A 21363-nucleotide genomic window follows, 5' to 3' on the forward strand; every position below is an offset into this window, starting at 1 on the left:
AGGCCGGTTTTTTTGTTTGGGTAAGTCACTCTTTTGGCTTGGGTACATTCATCCGAAACGGCATAAGAATGAGGTGAAGGGTGAGTAAAATAGCGCTGGCACCTGCACCAAAGAGCAGGGTGATGGACTCTATCGATTTCGGTGTGTCACTGAACCCGATAAACCATATCGGCCAAAGCACCAGATTCATCACAGCAAGTTGAGTCATGCAACGTTTGCAGCGGCCGAGTTTGGCGCGAATAGTGAGAGAGGCGTCTTTGCAGAATCGGCAACTCATGGATATCAAGCCCAAAAACATCAATTCGTTGCAGCCTACAAAGAAAAAAGCCCTCCGTAAAGGAGGGCAAACCACAAACTCTTGGGGGAGTTACGTGAACGTGCAAGTTATGCAAGCAAGGGGATTAACACTGTTATTGGTATTTGGGTTTAACAGCCTGGACCACAATCCAGGCAGTGTTTGATCATCTCAGGACCTAAGTGCAGCTTGGCGTTCAGGTCACGCAGTGCGGTACGCACGCCTTCTTCAATCACTGGGTGATAGAAAGGCATATCCAGCATTTGTGAAATGGTCATTTGGTTTTGGTGTGCCCAAGCCAGCAGGTGCGCCAGATGCTCTGCATTCGGGCCCATCATCTCTGCGCCAAGGAAGCGACCAGTACCCTGCTCGCCATAAACGTGCAGCACACCTTTGTTTCGCAACATGACGCGTGAGCGGCCTTGACCTTCAAACGACACTATACCGGTTTCAAAACAGCCACAGGTGCCAAGACGTGCGGTGATTTCTTTGTAGGTTTCACCCACCATGGCAATTTGTGGGTCAGAAAACACGGCTGCAATCTTGCTTCGGCGCAGACCGGCTCGGATATCTGGGAATCGACCTGCGTTGTCACCAGCGATTCGACCCTGATCGGCTGCTTCGTGAAGCAATGGGATCTGGTTGCTCGCATCTCCGGAGATGAAAATCGACGCGACGCTGGTTTGCATGGTGTACGGGTCAGCCGTTGGTACACCGCGTGCATCGAGTTTCATTCCTGTGTTTTCTATGTCCAGCTTGTCGACGTTAGGACGACGGCCGGTTGCTGCCAGCACATAGTCGACTTCCATGCGTTGTTCCTGACCTTGTTTGTCGAGGTAACGGATATGGACTTTCTCGCCTTCGTGCACCATTTCTTCGACTTTAGCGTCAGCGTCCAGGTAGAACTCTTCGTTGAAGGCTTTATCTGCGTAAGCCATCACGGTTGGGTCAGTTAACGGACCTACTTGACCGCCAACACCGAAGACTTTCACTTTTACGCCAAGGCGGTGCAGTGACTGACCCAGTTCAAGACCGATAACGCCAGGACCAAACACAGCGACAGATTCTGGCAAATCATCCCAGTCGAACACATCATCGTTCACAATCAGACGGTCACCCAAATCACTCCAAGGCGCTGGCCAAGTTGGACGTGAACCTGTTGCAATGACAATGCGTTTCGCTTCAATACGGGTGTGGTCGTCCACAGCTAAAGTATTGTCATCGACAAACTTGGCATAACCGGCAATTTTGTCTTCCGCTGGGATTTCATCAACGCCTTCGAGCACAAAGCCAACAAAGCGGTCACGTTCGCGTTTGACACGATCCATCACCTCTCGGCCATTGATTTTGATTTCACCTTGAGGGTATATGCCAAAGCCTGGTGCTTTTTCGATGTGGTGAACGGCTTCAGCAGCGGCAATCAGAAGCTTTGATGGCATACAGCCAACGCGCGCACAGGTCGTGCCATAAGGACCGCCTTCGATGATCACAACATTGTCGGTGTGTGCTTTGGCTGCGCGGTAAGCACCCAGACCTGCGGTTCCTCCACCAATGACAGCGACATCTACATTCAAGGTTTTCATTGTTATTCTCCAGCTAAATCCGGTGACAAGCGTCAATAATGTTTGGAATTAAGTAGGGCAGCCTAAGCTGCCCTTTTCGGTGTTATGCGAAGTACGCTTCCAGCTCGTCGCTGCTACCGATGTGCTTACCGCCAATGAATACTTGTGGCACTGTAGCGCGACCGCTTATTGCTCGCAGGCTCACAGTGGTTGCATCCTGACCCAGCACAATCTCTTCAAACTGTAGCTTGTTGTCGATCAGCAGTTGCTTCGCTTTCGCACAGAAAGGACAACCTGGTTTGCTGAATACCGTAATTGATTCTTGCAGTTTATGGTTTGGTGCAATGTAGCCAAGCATGGTGTCTGCGTCAGAAACTTTGAACGGGTCGCCCGGCTCGTTTGGCTCGATGAACATCTTTTCTACCACGCCGTCTTTCACCAGCATGCTGTAGCGCCATGAACGCTCTCCAAAGCCCAAATCGTCTTTCGCTACTGCCATGCCCATGCCGCGAGTAAACTCTGCGTTACCGTCAGGGATGAAGGTGATGTTCTCTGCGTCTTGGTCCGCTTTCCACGCGTTCATTACAAACGTATCGTTCACTGACACACAAAGAATGTCGTCAACACCGTGCTCCTGGAACACCGAATGCAGCTCGTTATAACGAGGCAGGTGTGTTGAAGAGCAGGTTGGAGTAAAAGCACCTGGCAGGCTGAACACAACCACCGTTTTACCGGCAAATAGCTCGTCGCTGGTCACATTAACCCACGCATCACCCTTGCGAGTTGGGAATGTAACGCTTGGTACTTTCTGACCTTCTTTGTTAATAAATTCCATGGTAATACCCCTTAAATAATTTTGTTTTCAGTTCTTTAATCCGGTGTTCCCGGTTGATGTGTATATATTAGAGGGAAAGAGGTGGATAGTTCTAATTGATTAGGTTTATCATTTCAATAAGTGAAATCTATCAAAGAGGTTCGGTGTGAATATTCGCGATCTCGAATACCTAGTGGCTCTATCAGAACATCAGCACTTCAGAAAGGCAGCGGAAGCCTGTTTTGTCAGCCAGCCCACTTTGAGCGGTCAGATCCGTAAGTTAGAAGATGAGCTTGGCGTGGTGCTGCTGGAGCGCACCAGCCGGAAAGTGCTGTTTACCGATGCAGGCATGCAGCTTGTCCGGCAGGCACAAAAGATCTTGATGGAAGTAAAAGTGCTGGAAGAAATGGCAAGCCAGCAGGGTGAAGAAATGTCAGGTCCACTGCATGTGGGCTTTATCCCTACCGTGGGGCCATACTTGTTGCCACATATTGTGCCAGCGGTAAAAGACGCTTTTCCTGAGCTGGAACTGTTCCTCCACGAGGCGCAAACTCATCAGCTCGTGCAGCAACTGGAAGAGGGCAAGCTGGATTGCATTATTCTCGCCTCGGTAAAAGAGACGGAGCACTTTAAAGAGATCCCACTCTATCTGGAGCCGATGCTGCTGGCGCTGCCGGAAGGTCATAAGTGGTCCAAGGCGGAAACTGTGCCGATGGACGACCTTCGTGGTGAAACACTGTTGATGTTGGCTGATGGGCATTGTCTTCGCGATCAGGCAATGGGTTTTTGTTTCGCGGCAGGGGCGAAAGAAGATTCACGTTTCCGTGCGACCAGCCTAGAGACTCTTCGCAATATGGTGGCGGCAGAGACAGGGATTACCTTGCTGCCGAAGCTTTCGGTACCGAAGAGTATGCACCGCGATGGAGTGGTGTATGTAAAAGCCGTAGACCCAGAACCACAGCGTTTGATCACGCTGGATTACCGCCCAGGTTCACCACTGCGTGCACGTTATGAGAAGCTGGCGTCTGTGATTTCGGAAGTAATGAAAGGGACATGTAACGCGATTGGTTAATCGAACCACAGATAAAACAAAGGCGCCAGATGGCGCCTTTGTCGTTTCTTATCTTTTTAGAAAAGTTCTTCGCCTTCCGACTCGTAGATATTCCCGCTGCTGGCTGCAGAAGAAACGTAGTCGGTTGGCTCGCTGCCTCTCTCGAAGTACTCGAACATTGAACTCGCATCATTCTTGCGGGTCAGCAGGCCGGTATCACGGTCAATACGGACTTTCACGATGTCTGATGGCACCATCTTGCGCTGTTCTGGGACATCGACCAATGCATCAACCATGAAATCTATCCAAGCGGGTTGCGCGGTTTTCGCCCCTGCTTCCGCACCGGAAATTTGGGCATTATCCAAGTTGGCATTACGCGAGGTTTTACCCAATTCGCGTGAGTGGTCATCGAAGCCAACCCATACTGTTGCGACCAGACCCGGTGCAAAGCCACTGTACCACGCATCTTTGGAATCGTTAGTGGTACCCGTCTTACCGCCGATATCGCGTCGGTTAAGAGGCTTCTGCGCGCGCCAACCAGTGCCATTCCATCCTGTGCCCTGACGCCAGTCCCCGCCACCCCAGATGTTGGCTTCCATCATTTCACGGGTCAGGAAGGCATTTTGCTCACTGATGACCTGTGGAGCGAACTCCGGCTCGTTTTCCATCGCTGCGGTTTCGTCCAGCAGGTTTTCTTCTTCCATCAAATTGTCGGAATTGAGCTTGGACGCTTTGTCGTCGCAATTTTCGCGGCAAATAGTCTGAGGGTGAGCGGTATATACCAGCTTGCCAAACGGGTCTTCAACTTTGCTGATGAAGTAAGGCTTAAGATAGTAACCACCGTTGGCAAAGACACTAAAGCCCTGTGCAACTTGCATCGGTGTCAAGCTGCCGGCACCCAGAGCCAAGGTTTCAGAACGCGGAAGTTCCTCGTGCTTGAAGCCAAAACGGGTCAGGAAGTCGATAGTCTCATCCAAACCCACTTTACGCAGCACACGGACAGCCATAACGTTTTTAGACGTTGCCAGACCAATGCGAGCTCGGGTCGGACCAATGTAGGTTGGTGGCGAGTTCTTTGGACGCCATGCGGTGCCTTGGCTTGAGTCCCACTTATTGATTGGGGCGTCATTAATCAAGGTTGCCAGTGTTACGCCCTGGTCGAGCGCAGCCGAATAGATAAATGGCTTAATAGCAGAGCCTACCTGACGAACAGACTGGGTGGCGCGGTTAAACTTGCTATGAACGAAGTTGAAACCGCCAACCAGCGCTTTGATTGCGCCGTTTTCAGGTGACATGGCCACCATAGCGGTGTTGGCGTCTGGTACCTGGCTCAGTTGCCATGCGTCATCGACCTTGCGTACCCAGATTTGTTCGCCGGCTGCCAGAATATCTGCTGTCTGTTTCGGCGCAGTGCCTTGGCGGGTATCTGTTCTATAACGGCGTGCCCATTTCATACCATCCCAAGGCAGGGTGGCGGTTTCGCCGTTCTGTAGTTCAACTTCAGCTGTTTTACCGTCAACTTTGATGACAACGGCTGGGTTGAGCTCACCATAGGTGGGTTGCTGTTTGAGGTGCTTGGCAATCTTCTCAGCATCCCATGGTTCAGCACCATCTTTCCATAGCGTTGCCACTGCACCACGATAGCCATGACGCTCGTCATAGGACAGGAGGTTATTGATAGCTGCTTTCTCAGCCGCGTTTTGCAAGCGAGAATCCAAGGTGGTGTAAACCTTCATGCCTGACTCATAAACGTCTTCACCGTACTGCTCAACAGCCCAGGCGCGTGCCATTTCTGCCATGTAAGGTGCTTTCAGTTCGATTTCAGCGCCGTGATAGCGGGAAACAATAGGTTCGTTTCTCGCCTGCTCGTATTCAGATCGGGTGATATAGCTTTCATCCAGCATTCGCTTAAGCACCACATTACGGCGGTGGGTCGCACGTTCTACCGAATAAATCGGGTTCATTGTAGATGGCGCTTTTGGCATACCTGCAAGGGTGGCAAGTTCACTAAGAGTAAGATCTTTAAGGTCTTTACCGAAATAAACACGTGCGGCCGCACCAAAGCCGTAGGAGCGGTAGCCCAGGAAAATCTTGTTAACGTAAAGCTCCATGATTTCCTGTTTTGTCAGCAATTGCTCGATGTGGATCGCGATAAATATCTCTTTGATTTTACGCATAATCTTCTTTTCGTTAGAAAGGAAGAAATTACGCGCGAGTTGTTGGGTAATGGTACTCGCACCCTGTTTGGCACTACCTGACATGGCGACCACGATAGCTGCACGGGTGATACCGATAGGGTCGATGCCCGGATGGTCGTAGAAGCGGCTGTCTTCAGTTGCGATCAGTGCGTCAATCAGATCTTTGGGGATGTCGTTGTAAGTGACTGGAATACGACGCTTTTCACCAAATTGGGAAATCAGTTTTCCGTCTGCGCTGTATACCTGCATCGGGGTTTGCAGTTCAACATCTTTGAGTGTGGCAACATCTGGTAATTCCGGTTTTAGGTAAACGTAAAAACCAAAAATTGTACCCACTCCAAGTAATATGCAAATTATTGCAAATATAAGCAGTCGCTTAATGAACTTCACTTGATATTTCCCGTAAGTTTTCAGTCGAGTCGTTCAAACAATTAGTGACCGTAGTATAAAGAGAACTGAACAAAAAATAACGAACCTGCGGAGAGAACTTTCAAAAAAGTTACTTGATGCTGACTTTTAAGAAGGTGGCATTTCAAATGTTTGCTGGGAAAACCGCTATGGGGATCGATATTGGCACGCATTCTATTCGTGCTGCCATGATCCAAAAACGTGGCAAAGCTTTAAGGCTGCAGGCTCTCGTTGTTGCACCGCGACAATCCTCTTCTTCCTTAGATGACTCTCTTAAATCGGTAAAAACGCAGCTCCGAAAAGCGTGCGGTATGCCTTGGAACTGGCCTCAGGAACAGATCATGGGGGTTCCGCAAAGCAGTGTAGCAATGAAGAGATTCCCGACCGCACTCGATATCCCTGAACAAGAACAATACGTGCAGGTAGGGCTGCAACTGAGTGAGAGTTTGGGATTGCCGATGGACGAGCTGCTCTATGATTTTTGCCCGTTGCCCGAAAATGACGGTGTTGAAGTTTATGCCTGTCGCAAGCCCATGTTGAGAGAGACGCTGTCAGGATTGAAGGTCGCAGGCTTTTCACTATCGGTCATTGAACTCCAAACCCATGCTCTGATGCGTCTTTACAAGCAGCATATGACGTCCCGACCTGATGCTGGTGCCTCTTTGATGGCGGATGTTGGGACGGAACGTTTACAAATCTGCTTGGGAGATGCAAAAGACGGACGCTTCTACCGCGAACTACCAGTGCCATTCGAGCAAAGTGATTTAACTACGGAAGACCTCAGGGCATATCACACTCAGCAACTTGCCGAGACGATTCAGCGCCAGTATCAACTGGCTTCCACTCAACTTCAGGGTACGCAGGTATCTACCGTTTGGTTATCGGGGGATGGGGCGAAAAATATCGATATTTTCAAACTGGAAAGTACGCTTGGTTGGCGGGTCAGGGCGCTGAACCCACTTCAGGGGTTGAGCTATTCGCCAAAGCTTGTCGATAGCCTAAATGAGTCGGCTGGTGCTTGGTCGATATCTATTGGACTGGCGCTGCGTGGAGTGATGGATGAATACTAGTATTAACCTGCTTCCCTGGCGTGAAATGAAGCGTCAGGCAACGCGCAGACGCTTTCTAAACAAATCTGTATTGGTCTTAATACTGGTTTCCTTGTGTGTAATTGGTGGTCGTTGGTTGGTTCACAACCAGCTCACCATGCAAGAGGCAAGAAACGCGCGCCTCCAGCAGGAAATAAATCAGTTGAATGTGACTCTCAGAGAGTTTGCCAAGCGCGAAGTGGAACGCGATGAGCTTCACCGTCGTCTGACCTTGGTCAACTCTCTGCAAAAACAGCGCAACAATGCCACCTTGCTCTTCAATCTACTACCTCAAATTACACCAGACGGCGTGGTTTTGGACAAAGTGTCGATGACCGCGGGGACTGTGACGATTGAGGGGCGCAGCAGGGACAACGCTAAGCTCGCCAGTCTACTGGCTTTGCTGGAGTCTGATTCTGGTGCCAAGAATGTGCAAATCCATTCCATCATCAACACTAGCGTGAAATCGTCTTCGGTCTCCAAGAACTTCCGTGCAACGTTTGACCTCACCGATTATATGACGCTCGATTTGCCAAAGGAGGACCACCATGGCCGCTGATTGGCGCGATTGGGAAATCGATGAAATCCCCGAGTGGCCAGCGAGTGCGCAGAATATGTTGTTAGGGGTACTGGCCATTGTTGTATTGGCGGCAGCAATATTTTTTGCTGTTCTTCCTGCTCAGCAAGAAGTTGAGCTCGCCAAACAAGATGAAACGCTACTTCGGACTCAATTCCGAATGAAGGCTGAACAAGTGGCAGCGCTTCCGAATGTCGATGTACAGGTTGAAGAACTGCAGCGTTTTTATCGTCACCTGACCAAACAATTACCTGCAGAAGATGAGCTTGCTCTCTTACTTGCTGGGATCAATGACACTGGACTTCAGTACAACCTCAATTTCGAAAAGCTGAACTGGAACAAAGGACAGCATGTTGGCTGGTTGTATCAAGTACCTTTAGATATTGAGCTGACGGGAGAATATGCAGATATGGGCCAGTTCTCGGCTGCACTCGCTCGCTTGCCACGTATCGTCGCACTGCAGGATTTCTCGCTGTCACGTGAGAAGGATAAATCTGATCAACTGCGTTTCTTGGTAGGCGCACACACCTACCGCTATGAGAAGCAAGAGGAGGTGTCGCAATGAGATACCAAGTTGCGATGATGAACGTGATCCTGCTCTCTGGCTGTATGCATGAGCCCAAAACGCAAGACCTCGAACGCTTTATCGTCCAGACCTATGCGGCAGCGGAAGTGATAGCAACACCGCTTCCGCCTGAACCAACCTACTTCCCTACGCCTTTTGACCCGGGTATCGATACCGATCCTTTCGTACTGCCAATAGCCATGGAAGAAGAAAAGTTGGTGAAAGGGGATTGCTGGCAACCAGAAGACCTTCCCGGCAAAGACCCGCTTGAGAGCTACGAATTATCGTCACTTGAATTTAAGGGTGTGATTGGCCTGCCAGGGAGTTATTGGGCGCTAGTTTCCGCGCCGGATGAAAGTATTCACCGTGTTGGCTTAGGACGCATGCTCGGCAATAACCGGGGTCGCGTTGACAGTATTAGTCAACACACACTCTCTATCACAGAACACCTACCTGACGGACTTGGCTGTTGGCAGGTACGTAACGTTAGATTGGCACTCAACAAAAACTAAAAAGGGTAATTCATGATAAGCCTGAGGAAAGGATGCCGGCGTCTATGTCTGAGAGCGGTTTGTCGCAGCCTGATGGTGGTAGTCACGTTAGTGGCGGCACCTTGGTCGCTTGCGGCCAATCAGCTTCAAAATATCGACATAAAAGCAGGTGAGAATGGAAAAACGCTACTGACGCTTTCGCTTGAAGACAAGTCTGTGGTCACTAATTTCAATAAGAATGATGGTGCATTGTCGATCAGTCTGAAAGGGACATCAGTAGAAGACAATCTGGTAGGGGTTCGGAGCCTTCAGGATATCGGAAAAGCGACGGCCAAGTTGGAAGTCCAGCCAGTTGATGATGATGTTGAGCTGACCGTCCTAACGGAAGGGTACTTTGGCTATGACTACTACCAGAACAGTAATGTATTGACGGTTGAAATCTTCCCATTTGCCTCTCTTCCTTCTGCAAAAAAAACTAGTGCGGATAAAAATAAGAAAAACAAAAATATCTCCATCAATTTCCAGGATATTCCGGTACGTTCTGTGTTGCAGATGGTGGCCGAGCACAACGGCTTCAACCTGGTTGTATCTGATTCCGTGCAGGGTAGTCTCACCTTACGACTGGATGATGTTCCATGGCAAAAAGCGCTGCAGACTATTTTGAATGTGAAAGGTCTGGATAAGCGACAGATGGGGAACATCCTGCTTGTTGCACCAAAAGTAGAGCTGGATGAGCAGGAGCGCCTTGTACTTGAAAAACGTCGTCAGGAAAGGGAGCTGGCGTCACTGCGCTCAGAAGTGATTCAGATTAAGTATGCCAATGCCGTCGACTTGAAAGATATGATTGGTGGGGGGAGTAGTGGTGAAGAAGATGATGAAGGTATCAGTCTGTTGTCTGAGCGCGGGAGCATCGCAGTTGATCCCCGCACCAATTCTCTGGTGATCAAAGACCTGGCTGACAATATTGATGTTGTAAAAATGATGATTGAAGCGCTGGATATTCCTGTCGATCAGGTCGAAATTGAAGCACGCATCGTTACCGTCGATGAAGGAACGCTTGAAGAGATAGGTGTGCGTTGGGGAGTTAACAGCCAGAATGGTAATTTCACAACGGGTGGCTCGATTGAGGGTAACTGGCAGCATTCTGACCGGATAGATTTTGGTGCAGACAATGAGCCTGACGAGTTGATCCTGGATGACCTACTCAATGTTAATCTGGGAGCTGTCAGTCCAAATGCTTCAAGTATTGCTTTCTCCGTGGCAAACCTTGGTAAGGATTTGTTGCTCGATCTTGAGCTGTCCGCGTTGCAGGCCGAGTCTCGTGCTGAAATTATCTCCAGCCCTCGTCTTTTAACCACCAACAAACGCGCTGCTTATATTGAGCAAGGTACGGAGCTGCCTTATCTGGAAGCTTCATCAAGCGGCGCGGCGGCTGTGTCATTTAAAAAGGCAGTACTTAGCCTATCGGTGACTCCCCAAATCACCCCAGATAGCAGATTGGTTCTAGATCTTCAGGTCACACAGGACAAACCGGCAGGTACCGTCAAAGCTGGTACTGGTGAGGCAATGGCGATTAATACCCAGCGTATTGGTACACAGGTACTGGTGAATGACGGGGAAACCGTCGTACTTGGTGGCATTTACCAACACGAAATGATGGAAGGCGTGGATAAGGTGCCATTGTTGGGTGATATCCCAGGCCTTGGCCAACTCTTTCGCCGCAACTACGAAACCATGGGTAAACGCGAATTATTGATCTTCGTAACGCCGAGGATTATGACACAGTAACTTAATGTAATTCATTCGGTTAGCATCACCATTAATCTGAATGTTTGCGAAGGGAGAGGGGCATGAAAAATGTAAATTTCTGGCCTTTTCTCGCCCTCTTGAGCATGAACTTGGAATTTAAAGGCGAGGCGGAACGCATTTTAAGTTGCCAAACGCCTGCCCGACCTGAGATAATTTTTGGTCTGATCACGAATATACTGTGAGGAATTTGGCGCCTCGGGCTTTCTGATAGCGAGCCTGCGGGCGGTGTTGTTTTCATTAACCGCGCGTAAACTGCTTAAAATGGCTGAAAAACGAAATATCTTTCTTGTAGGTCCAATGGGGGCTGGCAAAAGCACAATCGGTCGACACCTGGCACAACAACTACACATGGAATTTTTCGACTCTGACACTGTGATCGAAGAGCGCACAGGTGCAGATATTGCATGGGTTTTCGATGTTGAAGGTGAAGAGGGATTCCGCGTTCGCGAAGAGAACGTCATCAACGACCTGACTGAAAAACAAGGTATCGTTCTGGCAACCGGTGGTGGTTCAATCAAGAGCCGAGAGAGCCGTAATCGTCTGTCTGCTCGTGGTATCGTGGTTTATCTTGAAACCACCATTGAGAAACAACTGGCACGTACTCAGCGCGATAAAAAACGTCCTTTGCTGCAAACTGAGCAACCACGTGAAGTATTGGAATCACTGGCGGGCGAGCGTAATCCTCTGTATGAAGAAATTGCAGACTATGTAGTGCGTACTGATGATCAAAGCGCCAAGGTTGTGGCAAACCAGATCATCGAATTGCTGGAAAATCACTAATCAATAAAGGAACTCCATGGAAAGGATTGACGTAAGCTTAGGCGACAGAAGCTACCCCATTTCTATCGGTACAGGATTACTGTCCGATCCCGCGTATTTTTCTGAAGCTCAAGGACGTCGAGTGGTGGTGGTCACCAATGACACCATCGCTCCGCTTTATGCGGACCTTCTTTTGGATACCTTGAACAAAGCTGGTGGTGAGCCAGCTTTGTTGACCCTGCCTGATGGCGAGCAATACAAAACCCTCGATACCTTTAACACCATTAATACCTTCCTGCTCGAAGGCAATTACGGCCGTGATGTGCTGATTGTTGCTTTGGGCGGCGGTGTGATTGGTGATGTGGTCGGTTTTGCCGCAGCTTGTTATCAGCGTGGTGTGGACTTTATTCAGGTTCCAACCACTTTGCTTTCCCAGGTAGACTCTTCTGTAGGTGGTAAAACCGCAGTGAATCACCCTCTGGGTAAAAACATGATTGGTGCCTTCTACCAGCCAAAAGCCGTCGTTATCGATATCGATGTGATGCAAACCTTGCCGCAACGTGAGTTTGCAGCAGGCATGGCGGAAGTCATCAAATACGGCATCATTGCCGATCCAGAATTCTTCGTTTGGTTGGAAGACAACTACCAGCCACTCAACGCCTTGGAGGCTGAAGCCTTGGTGTATGCCATCAAACGTTGCTGCCAAATCAAGGCAGATGTCGTGGCAGAAGATGAAAAAGAATCCGGTGTTCGCGCTTTACTGAACCTCGGGCACACTTTCGGGCATGCGATTGAAGCAGAAATGGGTTACGGCAACTGGTTGCATGGCGAAGCCGTTTCTGCGGGCACTGTGATGGCGGCGGTCACCGCAGTCCACCAACAATTGCTGACACAAGAAGATGTTAGCCGTATCACTTCCTTGCTCGAAAAAGCCAATCTTCCCGTGAAAGCACCCTCAAGCATGGGCTATGATGCGTTTATTAAACACATGAAACGCGATAAAAAAGTGCTTTCCGGGCAACTTCGCTTTGTGCTTCCAACATCGATTGGTACCGCAGAGGTCGTTGCAAACGTGACTCCTGAAACGCTTGCTGAGGTCATCAAGACACACTAAGCGGGTTTGTATATGACAGGCTCCCATGAAATGATTGCATTGGATCTGGATAGCCAGGTCCAACTTTTATCTAGAATTCAATTTCTTACCAGATTTAGCTCCAACCTCGTTCAGGTCACTGGTGAATCGGGGGCGGGCAAAACGTGGCTCAGTGAACGATACCTCGAAAACTGGGCAAACGAACCTATCCAATCTCTTCTAATCTGTAATCCAAGCCAGCAGGATGCCCAACATCGTGCCATTATTCTCAGGCAAATCGTGCGTGATGGTGTCTTCAATGAGCAGGATTCGATGCTACAAAGCCTTGATTACATGCTTGAAGGGCGCAGCGTTCATGCCTTAGTGGTGATTGATGATGCCCAGCGACTAAGTGCTAACCTGATTGCCGAGCTTTGGGCATTGGTGACCGAAGCGCAGCAGCGTGATAACTGGCAGATCAATATTCTGTTGTTTAGTCTACGTGGCAAGCTTAACAAATGGCTTCATAAAGTGTCCTATGGTCAGGGCGTGAAACCATTAGAGCTGGAGATCAGTCCGTTGGCTGATAATGAACGCGAAATGTTCATCGAAGTGATGATGGTTAGTCGTCAACTTGATGCTGCCCAAAGACGCGCGCTAAAACAAAAAGCGGCATCATTGCCTTCTTTACCCGGAGCCCTTCGTGGGCTGGAACAGCAGGAGACCGCTGCAATGGAAGAAAAGAAACGTCGTTCGCCCCTCCCTTTGATTTTGTTGGTGGTACTGCTTTTAGCATTGGGCGGTGGTTTGGTGTGGTGGGCGCTTAGCTCGCAAGCCACGACAGAAGAAATGGCTGACTCTCCTTTGCCGGATGGCGTGAAGGAGCTTTCTGCCATTCTTGATGAGAAAGAAAAAGAAATGGCCGCTCAGCAGGAAGGGGAGGGAAGTGGTGAACAAGCCCTGAACTCCAATGCTGAAGTGAGTGATGACAACGTGGCCTTGCCGGATAGTCCATCTGTAGAGGGTATGACAGTAGGTCGCCGTGATGAAAATCGCCGTATCGTCGTGCCTGACCGTGTGGTCGATGCCATCATCGATGAGCAGGCTGTGGGAGGGGATGGTACTAACGTGGTTGAAGAGCCTCTTATCCCAGAATTGGCGCCGCCAGCCGAAACCACAGTGCGTGTTGAACCAACACAGCCAGAAGCGACAGTAGAAGTTGTGACTGAAGAAACTGAAGCGCTTGCGCCATTGTCACCACCAGCATCAAATGCTGATGTCCCTTTGGCGAACCAGTTGCTATTGACCGTTCCAGAATCGCGCTATGCCCTCCAGCTTGCTGCATTACAGTCCAAACAGGCTGTGACTGAGTTCCTTCAAGAATATGCGATTACTGATCGTGCGCTGGTGTATGAAACCCGCCGAAACGGTGAACCTTGGTTTATGGTGCTGTTGGGTGATTACCAATCGGTGGCTGATGCACGCCGCGCAGAATTGCAGCTTCCTGCCAATATTCAGGCGCTGACACCATGGGCTAAATCTTTCGTTCAGATCCACAAAGAAATCGGACTGGTTAACTAACCCGCCTTGATGAAGACAGGGCACGAATTTACGCTGATTGATGGCTAAAAATGAGATACAATCCGCCACCTTTCGAGCAGCAGTGGTGGTGGATACACATTAATGAAAAAGCATCGTGCCTTTCTTAAGTGGGCTGGAGGTAAGTATTCTCTGGTCGACGATATCCGCAAGCACCTGCCGGGAGAAAAAAAGCTGATTGAGCCATTTGTTGGCGCAGGTTCTGTATTTCTCAATACAGACTATGACCAATATCGTCTGGCTGACATCAATCCTGATCTCATTAATCTCTATAATCTTCTCAAGCAGGAGCCAGAGCGTTACATCGAAGACGCCAAGCGCCTCTTCACGCAAGAGTACAACCAAAAGCCTGCGTACCTCGCTATCCGTGAAGAGTTTAACCAGAGTAAGGATCCTTATCTTCGTTCCCTTTACTTCCTGTATATGAACCGCCACGGCTTTAACGGCTTGTGTCGATATAACAAAAAAGGTGGCTTCAATGTGCCTTTTGGTTCTTACAAGAAACCTTACTTTCCTGAAGCTGAGCTCGAGTTTTTCTCTGAGAAAGCAAAGAAAGCGACCTTTGTGTGTGAAGGGTATCAGCAGAGTTTCAAAAGTGCCCGCCGTGGTAGCGTGATTTACTGCGATCCACCTTATGCGCCTCTGTCGACGACGGCCAACTTCACGACCTATGCAAGCGGCGGCTTCAGTTTGGACGATCAGGCATTGCTAGGTGAGTGGGCCCGTAAAGTGAGTATCGAGAAAAACATTCCGGTGCTGATTTCAAATCACGATACCGCACTGACCCGAAGCCTGTATCATGGCTCTCACTTCAATATGGTGAAAGTAAAACGCACTATTAGCCGCAATGGTGGTGGGCGTAACAAAGTGGATGAACTGCTGGCACTGTTTGCTCCTGACGTATCAGAGCTTCTTTAATTTGGCGTGATGAGCGAAACCAAGCCCATTAACCCCAGCACAAACACAGCGACAAACACAAAACCGACAATGATATAAGGCACCATACTGGCTTGCTGAAAATCCCGTTGTCGGTTTTTGTCTGACTGCACGCCAAACATCGCCGCAAACACGCTTTTGACCACATCCGCCATGCCCACTTTTTCCTGCTTCGCTTTTTCGTTATCCATGAGTTATCTTCACCAGTCATGTTGATTAGTCCCAGCTTATAACAGGCTTAAGCTGGCCGTCTGTCCCAGCTTCAAAATTCAGAGGTTATGGTTTGAATCAGAGGATCTGATAAGACAGACGCCATGCAATCGGGTAGAATTGCGCCAAATTTCAGGTAATCGCTACGCCCGTCAACTGGGTACTTTACATTGAGGCTATAGGATGAAGGATTTTCTCATTGCGCCGTCGATCCTCTCGGCGGACTTTGCACGTTTAGGTGAAGACGTTGAACGCGTGTTGGCAGCAGGTGCTGACGTGGTGCATTTCGACGTGATGGACAACCATTATGTACCGAACCTCACCTTTGGTGCGCCAATCTGTAAAGCGCTGCGTGGCTACGGCATTACTGCGCCAATCGACGTTCATCTCATGGTGAAGCCGGTTGACCGTATTATCCCTGATTTTGCCAAAGCCGGTGCCAGCATGATTACCTTCCACGCGGAAGCGAGCGAGCACATTGACCGCAGCCTGCAACTGATTAAAGAGCATGGCTGTCAGGCAGGTTTGGTGTTTAACCCTGCGACCCCACTGCACTATCTTGACCACGTGATGGACAAGCTCGACATGATCCTCCTGATGTCTGTGAACCCGGGGTTTGGCGGCCAATCCTTCATTCCTGAAACCCTGAACAAACTGCGTGAAGTGCGTCGTCGTATTGACGAAAGTGGTCGCGACATCCGCCTCGAAATCGACGGCGGCGTGAAAGTAGATAACATCCGCGAAATCGCAGAAGCGGGCGCTGACATGTTTGTGGCGGGCTCAGCAATCTTCGGTCAGCCTGATTACAAAGCCGTTATCGATGAAATGCGCGCGGAACTGAGCAAAGTAGGAAAATAAACCGTGACGGTAAACTTTGACGATATCAAATACATTGCCTTTGACCTTGATGGAACCTTGGTAGACAGCGTACCGGATCTGGCGGAAGGTATTCGCATGGCATTGGCAGATCACGACCTCCACACAGTGACCGACAATGAAGTGCGAAACTGGATTGGCAACGGTGCAGAAATCATGCTGAAGCGTGCCCTGAGCCAGAATGTGACCATCAAACCCGACATCGATGAAGCACTCTATCAGAAAGTCCGTGAACGTTTTGACTTTCACTATGCTAATAACGGCCACGACAAAACCATCGTCTACCCGGGCGTAAAAGAAACCCTGGCTGAACTGAAAGCGGCGGGTTACACCCTCGGCGTTGTCACGAACAAACCTTATCAGTTTGTGCCAGAGATCCTGACCGACCTCAATCTGGCGCAGTTCTTTACTGACGTGATCGGTGGCGATTCCTTGCCAACCAACAAACCGGACCCAGAAGGCCTTTTTAGCCTGCGCGACAAGCACAGCCTGAGCAACGAAAACATGCTGATGGTGGGCGATTCGAAAAACGATATCCTCGCCGCGAAAAATGCAGGTTACGTTTCTGTAGGCCTGACTTACGGATATAACTATGGTGAGCCAATCAGCGACAGCGCTCCGGAATTTGTGGCTGACCACTTCAACCAGCTTTTAACGGTTCTCAGCACCGAAAAAACAGCGTAAATTAAAGCTTCGACTTATTTCTCGAAATGACAGCCAGCAGCAATGCTGGCTGAATTGACTGACAGGAACAAAAAGAACATGAGTAATCCTACGACCAAACCCATTGTACTTAGCGGTGTTCAGCCATCAGGCGAACTCAGTATCGGCAACTACATTGGAGCTTTGCGTCAGTGGGAGCAAATGCAGGACGATTACGATTGCCAGTACTGCATCGTAGACCTGCACGCGATCACTGTTCGTCAGGAAGCGGAAAAACTGCGTGAAGCAACGCTGGACTCGCTGGCGCTGTGTCTGGCTGTCGGTGTTACCCCAGAGAAAAGTAACCTTTTCATCCAGTCACACGTACCAGAGCACGCACAGCTGGGTTGGGTTTTGAACTGCTACACCCAAATGGGTGAGCTGAACCGTATGACCCAGTTCAAGGATAAGTCAGCACGCCATGCGGAAAACATCAACGCTGGCTTGTTTGGTTATCCTGTGCTGATGGCCGCTGACATTTTGCTGTACCAAGCGAATCAGGTGCCAGTCGGTAACGACCAGAAGCAGCACCTAGAACTGGCTCGCGATATCGCGACCCGTTTCAATAACGTGTATGGCGAGGTATTTACAGTCCCAGAACCATACATCCCACAGGTGGGCGCACGTGTGATGAGCCTTCAGGATCCGACCAAAAAGATGTCGAAGTCTGATGACAATCGCAACAACGTGATTGGCCTGTTGGAAGACCCGAAAGCGATCGCCAAGAAAATAAAACGTGCAGTGACTGACTCAGACGAGCCACCACGTGTGTTGTTTGATATCGAAAGCAAGCCGGGTGTTGCCAACCTGATGGGGCTGATGTCTGTCGCGACTGGCAAAACCTTGGCAGAAATCGAAGCGGAATACGAAGGCAAGATGTATGGTCATCTTAAGACAGATACAGCCGATGCAGTGGTTGCGATGTTGGAGCCGGTGCAAACCCGCTATCAGGAATTCCGCGCTGATCGTGCTTACCTGGATCAGGTAATGAAAGCCGGTTCAGAAAAAGCGTCTTCACGCGCTGCTGAAACACTGAAAAAAGTGTACGAAGCAGTAGGCTTTGTTGCTCGCCCATAATCATCGCTTAGAATGTTGGAAAAAGCAGCGAGAAATCGCTGCTTTTTTTATTTTCGCCGCCATTTCCTGCACGTTCGCCTTCAATTCCTCCTCCTAATCGTAATTTTTGTTGTTATCCGAAATTGTTGATTTCTGAACGCTGTCCTAATTGTTGACCTCTATGTCAGCATTGATATACAAACTTGGGCTTCCCATCACGTAAATGACATGTCGAGATGTTAAATCATTTGCACTGTTTATGACTTCAATCGCAATAAGGACAGCAAATGAAGATCTTTACATGGAGCCCTTTGGCTCTGGCTCTCAGTGCAGCGCTTCCTGCCAGTGCTGACATTCTCATCACGGAATATGTCGAAGGCTCCTCGAACAATAAAGCGATAGAGCTTACTAACACGGGTTCAGGGGATGCTTCTCTCGACAACCTCTCGCTCAGACTGGCTTTCAACGGTGCCACCATCTTTGGTAACACGATTGCGCTTTCAGGCACTCTGGCGGTAGGTGAAAGTTATGTAGTTGCCAACAGCAGTGCGACAGCTGATGTTACCGGTGTTAGCCAGCAAACTACTGGTTCCCTCTCTTTTAGTGGCAATGACGTGGTGGCCTTGGTCGATGAAAACGATAACGTGCTCGACAGCCTCGGGCAGCTAGGCAACAGCAGCAACTATGGCAAAGATGTCACGTTGCGCCGCTTAGACGGCAGCACCGGTCGCACAGATGCGTCTTCGGCGTTTGACGCCTCAGTGGAATGGCAATCTTTCGCACAAAATACCTTTGGCGGTCTGGGTTGTAGCGGTGTTGACGCTTGTGATGGCGGTGGTGGAGGTGGCGGCACCTTCAGTTGTGAAGGTGAGACCCTCACACCGACTTATGCGATTCAAGGCAGTGGTGATCGCAGCCCACTGGTACCAGATGGCAGTTTTGAAGCTGAGGGTACCTACTATGTCGAAGGTGTGGTAACAGCGGTTACCGAAAGCCTTTACAAAGGTTTCTGGCTTCAGGACGCGAACGGTGATGGCGACAACGCAACCTCAGATGGTCTGTTCATCTTTACGGGGGATGCCCCTCAGGGTATTGAGCCTGGCATGCAGGTTTGTGTGGCGGGTACAGTCAAAGAGTTTTTCAATCTTACTCAACTGGATGCGTCCAGCAAGCAGTGGGAAGTCATTGATACCGTAGGAGAGCTTCCTGTCACTGATTTGGTAGTAGAAGATGGTGAAACGCTGGATGTAGCGCTTGAACGTCATGAAGGCATGAAAGTCCGTCTGACGCAGGAAAGCGAATTGGTTGTTACCCGTAACTTCGGGTTTGATTACGATGCTTTCCGGAACAACATGGTGCTCTCACACGAAGCGCCCAACTTCAAACCGACTCAACTGTATATCGCTGGTTCTGATGAGGCGGCAACCTTGGCAGCAGCCAACGACGCAAACCAACTGTTCGTGGAATCAGACCGCAAAGCGCCGAATGGTGTTGTGCCTTACTTCCCGGGCCTTGATGCTGATCAGGGTTATATCCGCATTGGCGATACGGTCACTAACCTTGAAGGTGTGATTGGTTACAGCTTCAGTGATTACCGTCTGGTGGTGACCAACGAACTGGTGGCAAGCGATTTCGTGCGAGATGAAGACCGAACTGCCGCTCCGGAAGCGTTTGAGGACACTAACCTCAAAGTGGCCAGCTTCAACGTGCTGAACTATTTCACCAGTGCCAGTGCAATTGGCGGTGACCTGAATGTGACCTGTGATGATCAGGCGGATGCAGATGCGTCGCGGGGTTGTAACCGTGGTACGAAAGATGCGGCGGAGTTTGAGCTTCAGCGTGCGAAAATTGTCAATGCGTTGACTGCTATGGACGCAGACATCATCGGTTTGATGGAAATCGAGAACAATGGCTTCGGTGAAAATGGTGCGCTCGCCAATTTGGTCAATGAGCTGAATGCCCAGTTTGCCGATGAGGCTACCCACTACACGTATGTCATCCCAGCAGAGGCTGATCTGACGGAAGGTGCTTTCCTTGGCGGTGACGCGATTCAGGTGGCATTGATTTATCGTCCGGCAAAAGTATCACTTCAAGGCGATGCAACGGTTGTCCGTATGCCAGAGCAACATATCAGTGGTGAAAACCCAGATGGTGAAACTCGCCAGTTGGATAAATTCCAGCGTGATAGCTTGCTGCAAACCTTTGCTGTGAAAGATCAAAGCCTGTCAATTGCGGTCAGCCACTTCAAGTCTAAGGGGTCAGGTTGTTACGAAGATTGGGTCGCCGGTGAATTTGACGATGACCCGACAGACCTTCAGGGTCGTTGTAACGAGTTCCGTGTTTCTGCAGCAGAAACGTTGGGCAAGGCACTGGCGGATATCGGCGGTGACATCATCGCTTTGGGTGACTTCAATGCTTACGGTCAGGAAGATCCGATGCGCGTGATGACCGATTACGACGCGAACACTGCTGAGCGTAAGATTGTGACTGCAGCAGGGACTTCAATTGCTGGTGAAACACTGGATGAAACCGCAAGAGAAGTGGGCGACGGTTTTGGTTATATTAACCTCGCAAGCTATAAGCTGGGTGACGAAGCATTCTCTTATACCTTCGATGGAGAGCTGGGCAGTCTTGACCATGCGGTGGGTAATGCCAGCGTTCTGGAGAAAGTCGCTGGTGTGGAAGACTGGCATATCAACTCGGTGGAAAGCACACTGTTTGAGTATTCAGGACGCTTCACTGGCGATTTGGTCAAGTCAACCAACCCGTACTCGTCGTCAGATCATGATCCGGTGATTGTCAGCCTTTACTATCCAGACAAGCCACAGAAGTTTAAGCTTCGCTTCAAGAACAAGAGCATCTTCTGGGTTCAACCGACGGTGAACGGTTATGTGGATAAAGATCGCCCATGGCTACGTTGGAAAACCAACCGCAAATACACCCAAAAAAGTGATTTCCTGAAAGACCTTGGCGTCAGCTACGGCGACACAGTGGAACTGGGTTACCGACTCTGGGGTATTATTGACATTCCATGTGGAGAAGTAGCACTGGAAAAAAATACACGCGCAGTGTTTAAAAGATTCCAGTGTAAGATCAAATAAACTTCAACTTATCCAGCCACAGGCTCCCGCGGGAGCCTGTTTTTTCCGCCCTTTTAATGGGTTGCCCGAAGAATCTAGACTAAGCTTTAGAAGTGTCTCAATAACAAGGCGATGTCTTGTATTTGTGATGTCATGTGTCAGGCACCCAAGCGTTTCCGGTTGTCTGGGCATTGGTGAGGCATCACCTTTTTGGC

At 49.7% G+C, this 21363-nt stretch carries 19 protein-coding genes; 14 read left to right on the top strand and 5 right to left on the bottom strand.

Translation table 11 applies throughout. From position 1 onward, the window contains the following. Window positions 1–25 precede the first annotated feature (25 nt). From VP504_RS12450 to VP504_RS12460, 3 genes are all read right to left on the bottom strand, one after another. A complete protein-coding gene (locus VP504_RS12450; RefSeq protein ID WP_325891460.1) occupies window positions 26–277 on the bottom strand; it encodes a DUF3624 domain-containing protein in 252 nt (83 codons plus the stop codon). A gap of 149 nt (window positions 278–426) precedes the next feature. Next, window positions 427–1878 (bottom strand): dihydrolipoyl dehydrogenase, encoded by a 1452-nt coding sequence (locus tag VP504_RS12455; protein WP_325891461.1) that lies wholly within the window; start codon window positions 1876–1878, stop codon window positions 427–429. 82 nt (window positions 1879–1960) lie between these two features. Further along, window positions 1961–2692, bottom strand: a complete 732-nt coding sequence (locus tag VP504_RS12460) for a glutathione peroxidase (RefSeq protein WP_325891462.1) — start codon at window positions 2690–2692, stop codon at window positions 1961–1963. 145 nt (window positions 2693–2837) lie between these two features. On the opposite strand from VP504_RS12460, the gene oxyR reads away from it, so the two are divergent. Beyond that, a complete protein-coding gene (gene oxyR / locus VP504_RS12465; protein ID WP_062707065.1) occupies window positions 2838–3743 on the top strand; it encodes a DNA-binding transcriptional regulator OxyR in 906 nt (301 codons plus the stop codon). 56 nt (window positions 3744–3799) lie between these two features. Here the strand turns inward: oxyR and VP504_RS12470 are convergent, their stop codons facing one another. Next, window positions 3800–6310, bottom strand: coding sequence for a penicillin-binding protein 1A (locus tag VP504_RS12470; protein WP_325891463.1), 2511 nt, complete (start codon window positions 6308–6310; stop codon window positions 3800–3802). A gap of 146 nt (window positions 6311–6456) precedes the next feature. Here VP504_RS12470 and pilM point away from each other — a divergent pair, with 146 nt between their 5' ends. The 9 genes from pilM (at window position 6457) to VP504_RS12515 (ending at window position 15206) form a co-directional block, all read left to right on the top strand. Then, the gene (gene pilM, locus VP504_RS12475) at window positions 6457–7398 is read left to right on the top strand and encodes a type IV pilus biogenesis protein PilM (protein WP_325891464.1); all 942 of its coding nucleotides are present in this window, start codon (window positions 6457–6459) and stop codon (window positions 7396–7398) included. After that, window positions 7388–7975 carry a PilN domain-containing protein gene (locus VP504_RS12480; protein ID WP_325891465.1) on the top strand — a complete coding sequence of 196 codons (588 nt, stop codon included), beginning with the start codon at window positions 7388–7390 and terminating at the stop codon, window positions 7973–7975. Before pilM ends, VP504_RS12480 begins: the two co-directional genes overlap by 11 nt. Next, on the top strand, window positions 7965–8558 hold the full coding sequence (locus tag VP504_RS12485) for a type 4a pilus biogenesis protein PilO (protein WP_325891467.1): 594 nt from the start codon (window positions 7965–7967) through the stop codon (window positions 8556–8558). Before VP504_RS12480 ends, VP504_RS12485 begins: the two co-directional genes overlap by 11 nt. Then, window positions 8555–9070 carry a pilus assembly protein PilP gene (locus VP504_RS12490; protein WP_325891468.1) on the top strand — a complete coding sequence of 172 codons (516 nt, stop codon included), beginning with the start codon at window positions 8555–8557 and terminating at the stop codon, window positions 9068–9070. Before VP504_RS12485 ends, VP504_RS12490 begins: the two co-directional genes overlap by 4 nt. A 12-nt stretch (window positions 9071–9082) precedes the next feature. Beyond that, the gene (locus VP504_RS12495) at window positions 9083–10837 is read left to right on the top strand and encodes a type IV pilus secretin PilQ (protein ID WP_442788877.1); all 1755 of its coding nucleotides are present in this window, start codon (window positions 9083–9085) and stop codon (window positions 10835–10837) included. 282 nt (window positions 10838–11119) lie between these two features. Continuing rightward, complete coding sequence (gene aroK / locus VP504_RS12500) at window positions 11120–11638, top strand: shikimate kinase AroK (RefSeq protein ID WP_062667127.1); 519 nt, start codon at window positions 11120–11122, stop codon at window positions 11636–11638. Between the two features lie 16 nt (window positions 11639–11654). Then, window positions 11655–12731, top strand: coding sequence for a 3-dehydroquinate synthase (gene aroB, locus VP504_RS12505; protein WP_325891469.1), 1077 nt, complete (start codon window positions 11655–11657; stop codon window positions 12729–12731). A gap of 30 nt (window positions 12732–12761) precedes the next feature. Beyond that, complete coding sequence (locus VP504_RS12510) at window positions 12762–14270, top strand: AAA family ATPase (protein ID WP_325894042.1); 1509 nt, start codon at window positions 12762–12764, stop codon at window positions 14268–14270. A 102-nt stretch (window positions 14271–14372) separates the two neighbouring features. After that, a complete protein-coding gene (locus VP504_RS12515) occupies window positions 14373–15206 on the top strand; it encodes a Dam family site-specific DNA-(adenine-N6)-methyltransferase (protein WP_062707090.1) in 834 nt (277 codons plus the stop codon). On the opposite strand, the gene VP504_RS12520 is transcribed toward VP504_RS12515, so the two are convergent. Beyond that, window positions 15203–15415, bottom strand: a complete 213-nt coding sequence (locus VP504_RS12520; protein ID WP_062707092.1) for a DUF2970 domain-containing protein — start codon at window positions 15413–15415, stop codon at window positions 15203–15205. The two genes, VP504_RS12515 and VP504_RS12520, sit on opposite strands and share 4 nt — an antisense overlap. 202 nt (window positions 15416–15617) lie before the next feature. Here VP504_RS12520 and rpe point away from each other — a divergent pair, with 202 nt between their 5' ends. From rpe to VP504_RS12540, 4 genes are all read left to right on the top strand, one after another. Further along, window positions 15618–16292 carry a ribulose-phosphate 3-epimerase gene (gene rpe, locus VP504_RS12525; RefSeq protein ID WP_325891471.1) on the top strand — a complete coding sequence of 225 codons (675 nt, stop codon included), beginning with the start codon at window positions 15618–15620 and terminating at the stop codon, window positions 16290–16292. 3 nt (window positions 16293–16295) lie between these two features. Then, window positions 16296–16994 carry a phosphoglycolate phosphatase gene (locus VP504_RS12530; protein WP_062707094.1) on the top strand — a complete coding sequence of 233 codons (699 nt, stop codon included), beginning with the start codon at window positions 16296–16298 and terminating at the stop codon, window positions 16992–16994. A 78-nt stretch (window positions 16995–17072) separates the two neighbouring features. Then, window positions 17073–18089 (top strand): tryptophan--tRNA ligase, encoded by a 1017-nt coding sequence (gene trpS / locus VP504_RS12535; RefSeq protein WP_325891473.1) that lies wholly within the window; start codon window positions 17073–17075, stop codon window positions 18087–18089. 266 nt (window positions 18090–18355) lie between these two features. Further along, window positions 18356–21169, top strand: a complete 2814-nt coding sequence (locus VP504_RS12540) for an ExeM/NucH family extracellular endonuclease (protein ID WP_325891474.1) — start codon at window positions 18356–18358, stop codon at window positions 21167–21169. The last annotated feature ends 194 nt before the right edge of the window (window positions 21170–21363 follow it).

The sequence above is a fragment of the Grimontia sp. NTOU-MAR1 genome, from assembly GCF_035758505.1.
Taxonomy (GTDB): domain Bacteria; phylum Pseudomonadota; class Gammaproteobacteria; order Enterobacterales; family Vibrionaceae; genus Enterovibrio; species Enterovibrio marinus.

What these genes read in the sequence shown, in the direction of transcription:
- VP504_RS12450 (WP_325891460.1), bottom strand. Translation starts at nt 277, where the DNA reads ATGAGTTGCCGATTCTGCAAAGACGCCTCTCTCACTATTCGCGCCAAA.
- VP504_RS12455 (WP_325891461.1), bottom strand. Translation starts at nt 1,878, where the DNA reads ATGAAAACCTTGAATGTAGATGTCGCTGTCATTGGTGGAGGAACCGCA.
- VP504_RS12460 (WP_325891462.1), bottom strand. Translation starts at nt 2,692, where the DNA reads ATGGAATTTATTAACAAAGAAGGTCAGAAAGTACCAAGCGTTACATTC.
- pilM (WP_325891464.1), top strand. Translation starts at nt 6,457, where the DNA reads ATGTTTGCTGGGAAAACCGCTATGGGGATCGATATTGGCACGCATTCT.
- VP504_RS12480 (WP_325891465.1), top strand. Translation starts at nt 7,388, where the DNA reads ATGAATACTAGTATTAACCTGCTTCCCTGGCGTGAAATGAAGCGTCAG.
- VP504_RS12485 (WP_325891467.1), top strand. Translation starts at nt 7,965, where the DNA reads ATGGCCGCTGATTGGCGCGATTGGGAAATCGATGAAATCCCCGAGTGG.
- VP504_RS12490 (WP_325891468.1), top strand. Translation starts at nt 8,555, where the DNA reads ATGAGATACCAAGTTGCGATGATGAACGTGATCCTGCTCTCTGGCTGT.
- VP504_RS12495 (WP_442788877.1), top strand. Translation starts at nt 9,083, where the DNA reads ATGATAAGCCTGAGGAAAGGATGCCGGCGTCTATGTCTGAGAGCGGTT.
- aroK (WP_062667127.1), top strand. Translation starts at nt 11,120, where the DNA reads ATGGCTGAAAAACGAAATATCTTTCTTGTAGGTCCAATGGGGGCTGGC.
- aroB (WP_325891469.1), top strand. Translation starts at nt 11,655, where the DNA reads ATGGAAAGGATTGACGTAAGCTTAGGCGACAGAAGCTACCCCATTTCT.
- VP504_RS12510 (WP_325894042.1), top strand. Translation starts at nt 12,762, where the DNA reads ATGATTGCATTGGATCTGGATAGCCAGGTCCAACTTTTATCTAGAATT.
- VP504_RS12515 (WP_062707090.1), top strand. Translation starts at nt 14,373, where the DNA reads ATGAAAAAGCATCGTGCCTTTCTTAAGTGGGCTGGAGGTAAGTATTCT.
- VP504_RS12520 (WP_062707092.1), bottom strand. Translation starts at nt 15,415, where the DNA reads ATGGATAACGAAAAAGCGAAGCAGGAAAAAGTGGGCATGGCGGATGTG.
- rpe (WP_325891471.1), top strand. Translation starts at nt 15,618, where the DNA reads ATGAAGGATTTTCTCATTGCGCCGTCGATCCTCTCGGCGGACTTTGCA.
- trpS (WP_325891473.1), top strand. Translation starts at nt 17,073, where the DNA reads ATGAGTAATCCTACGACCAAACCCATTGTACTTAGCGGTGTTCAGCCA.
- VP504_RS12540 (WP_325891474.1), top strand. Translation starts at nt 18,356, where the DNA reads ATGAAGATCTTTACATGGAGCCCTTTGGCTCTGGCTCTCAGTGCAGCG.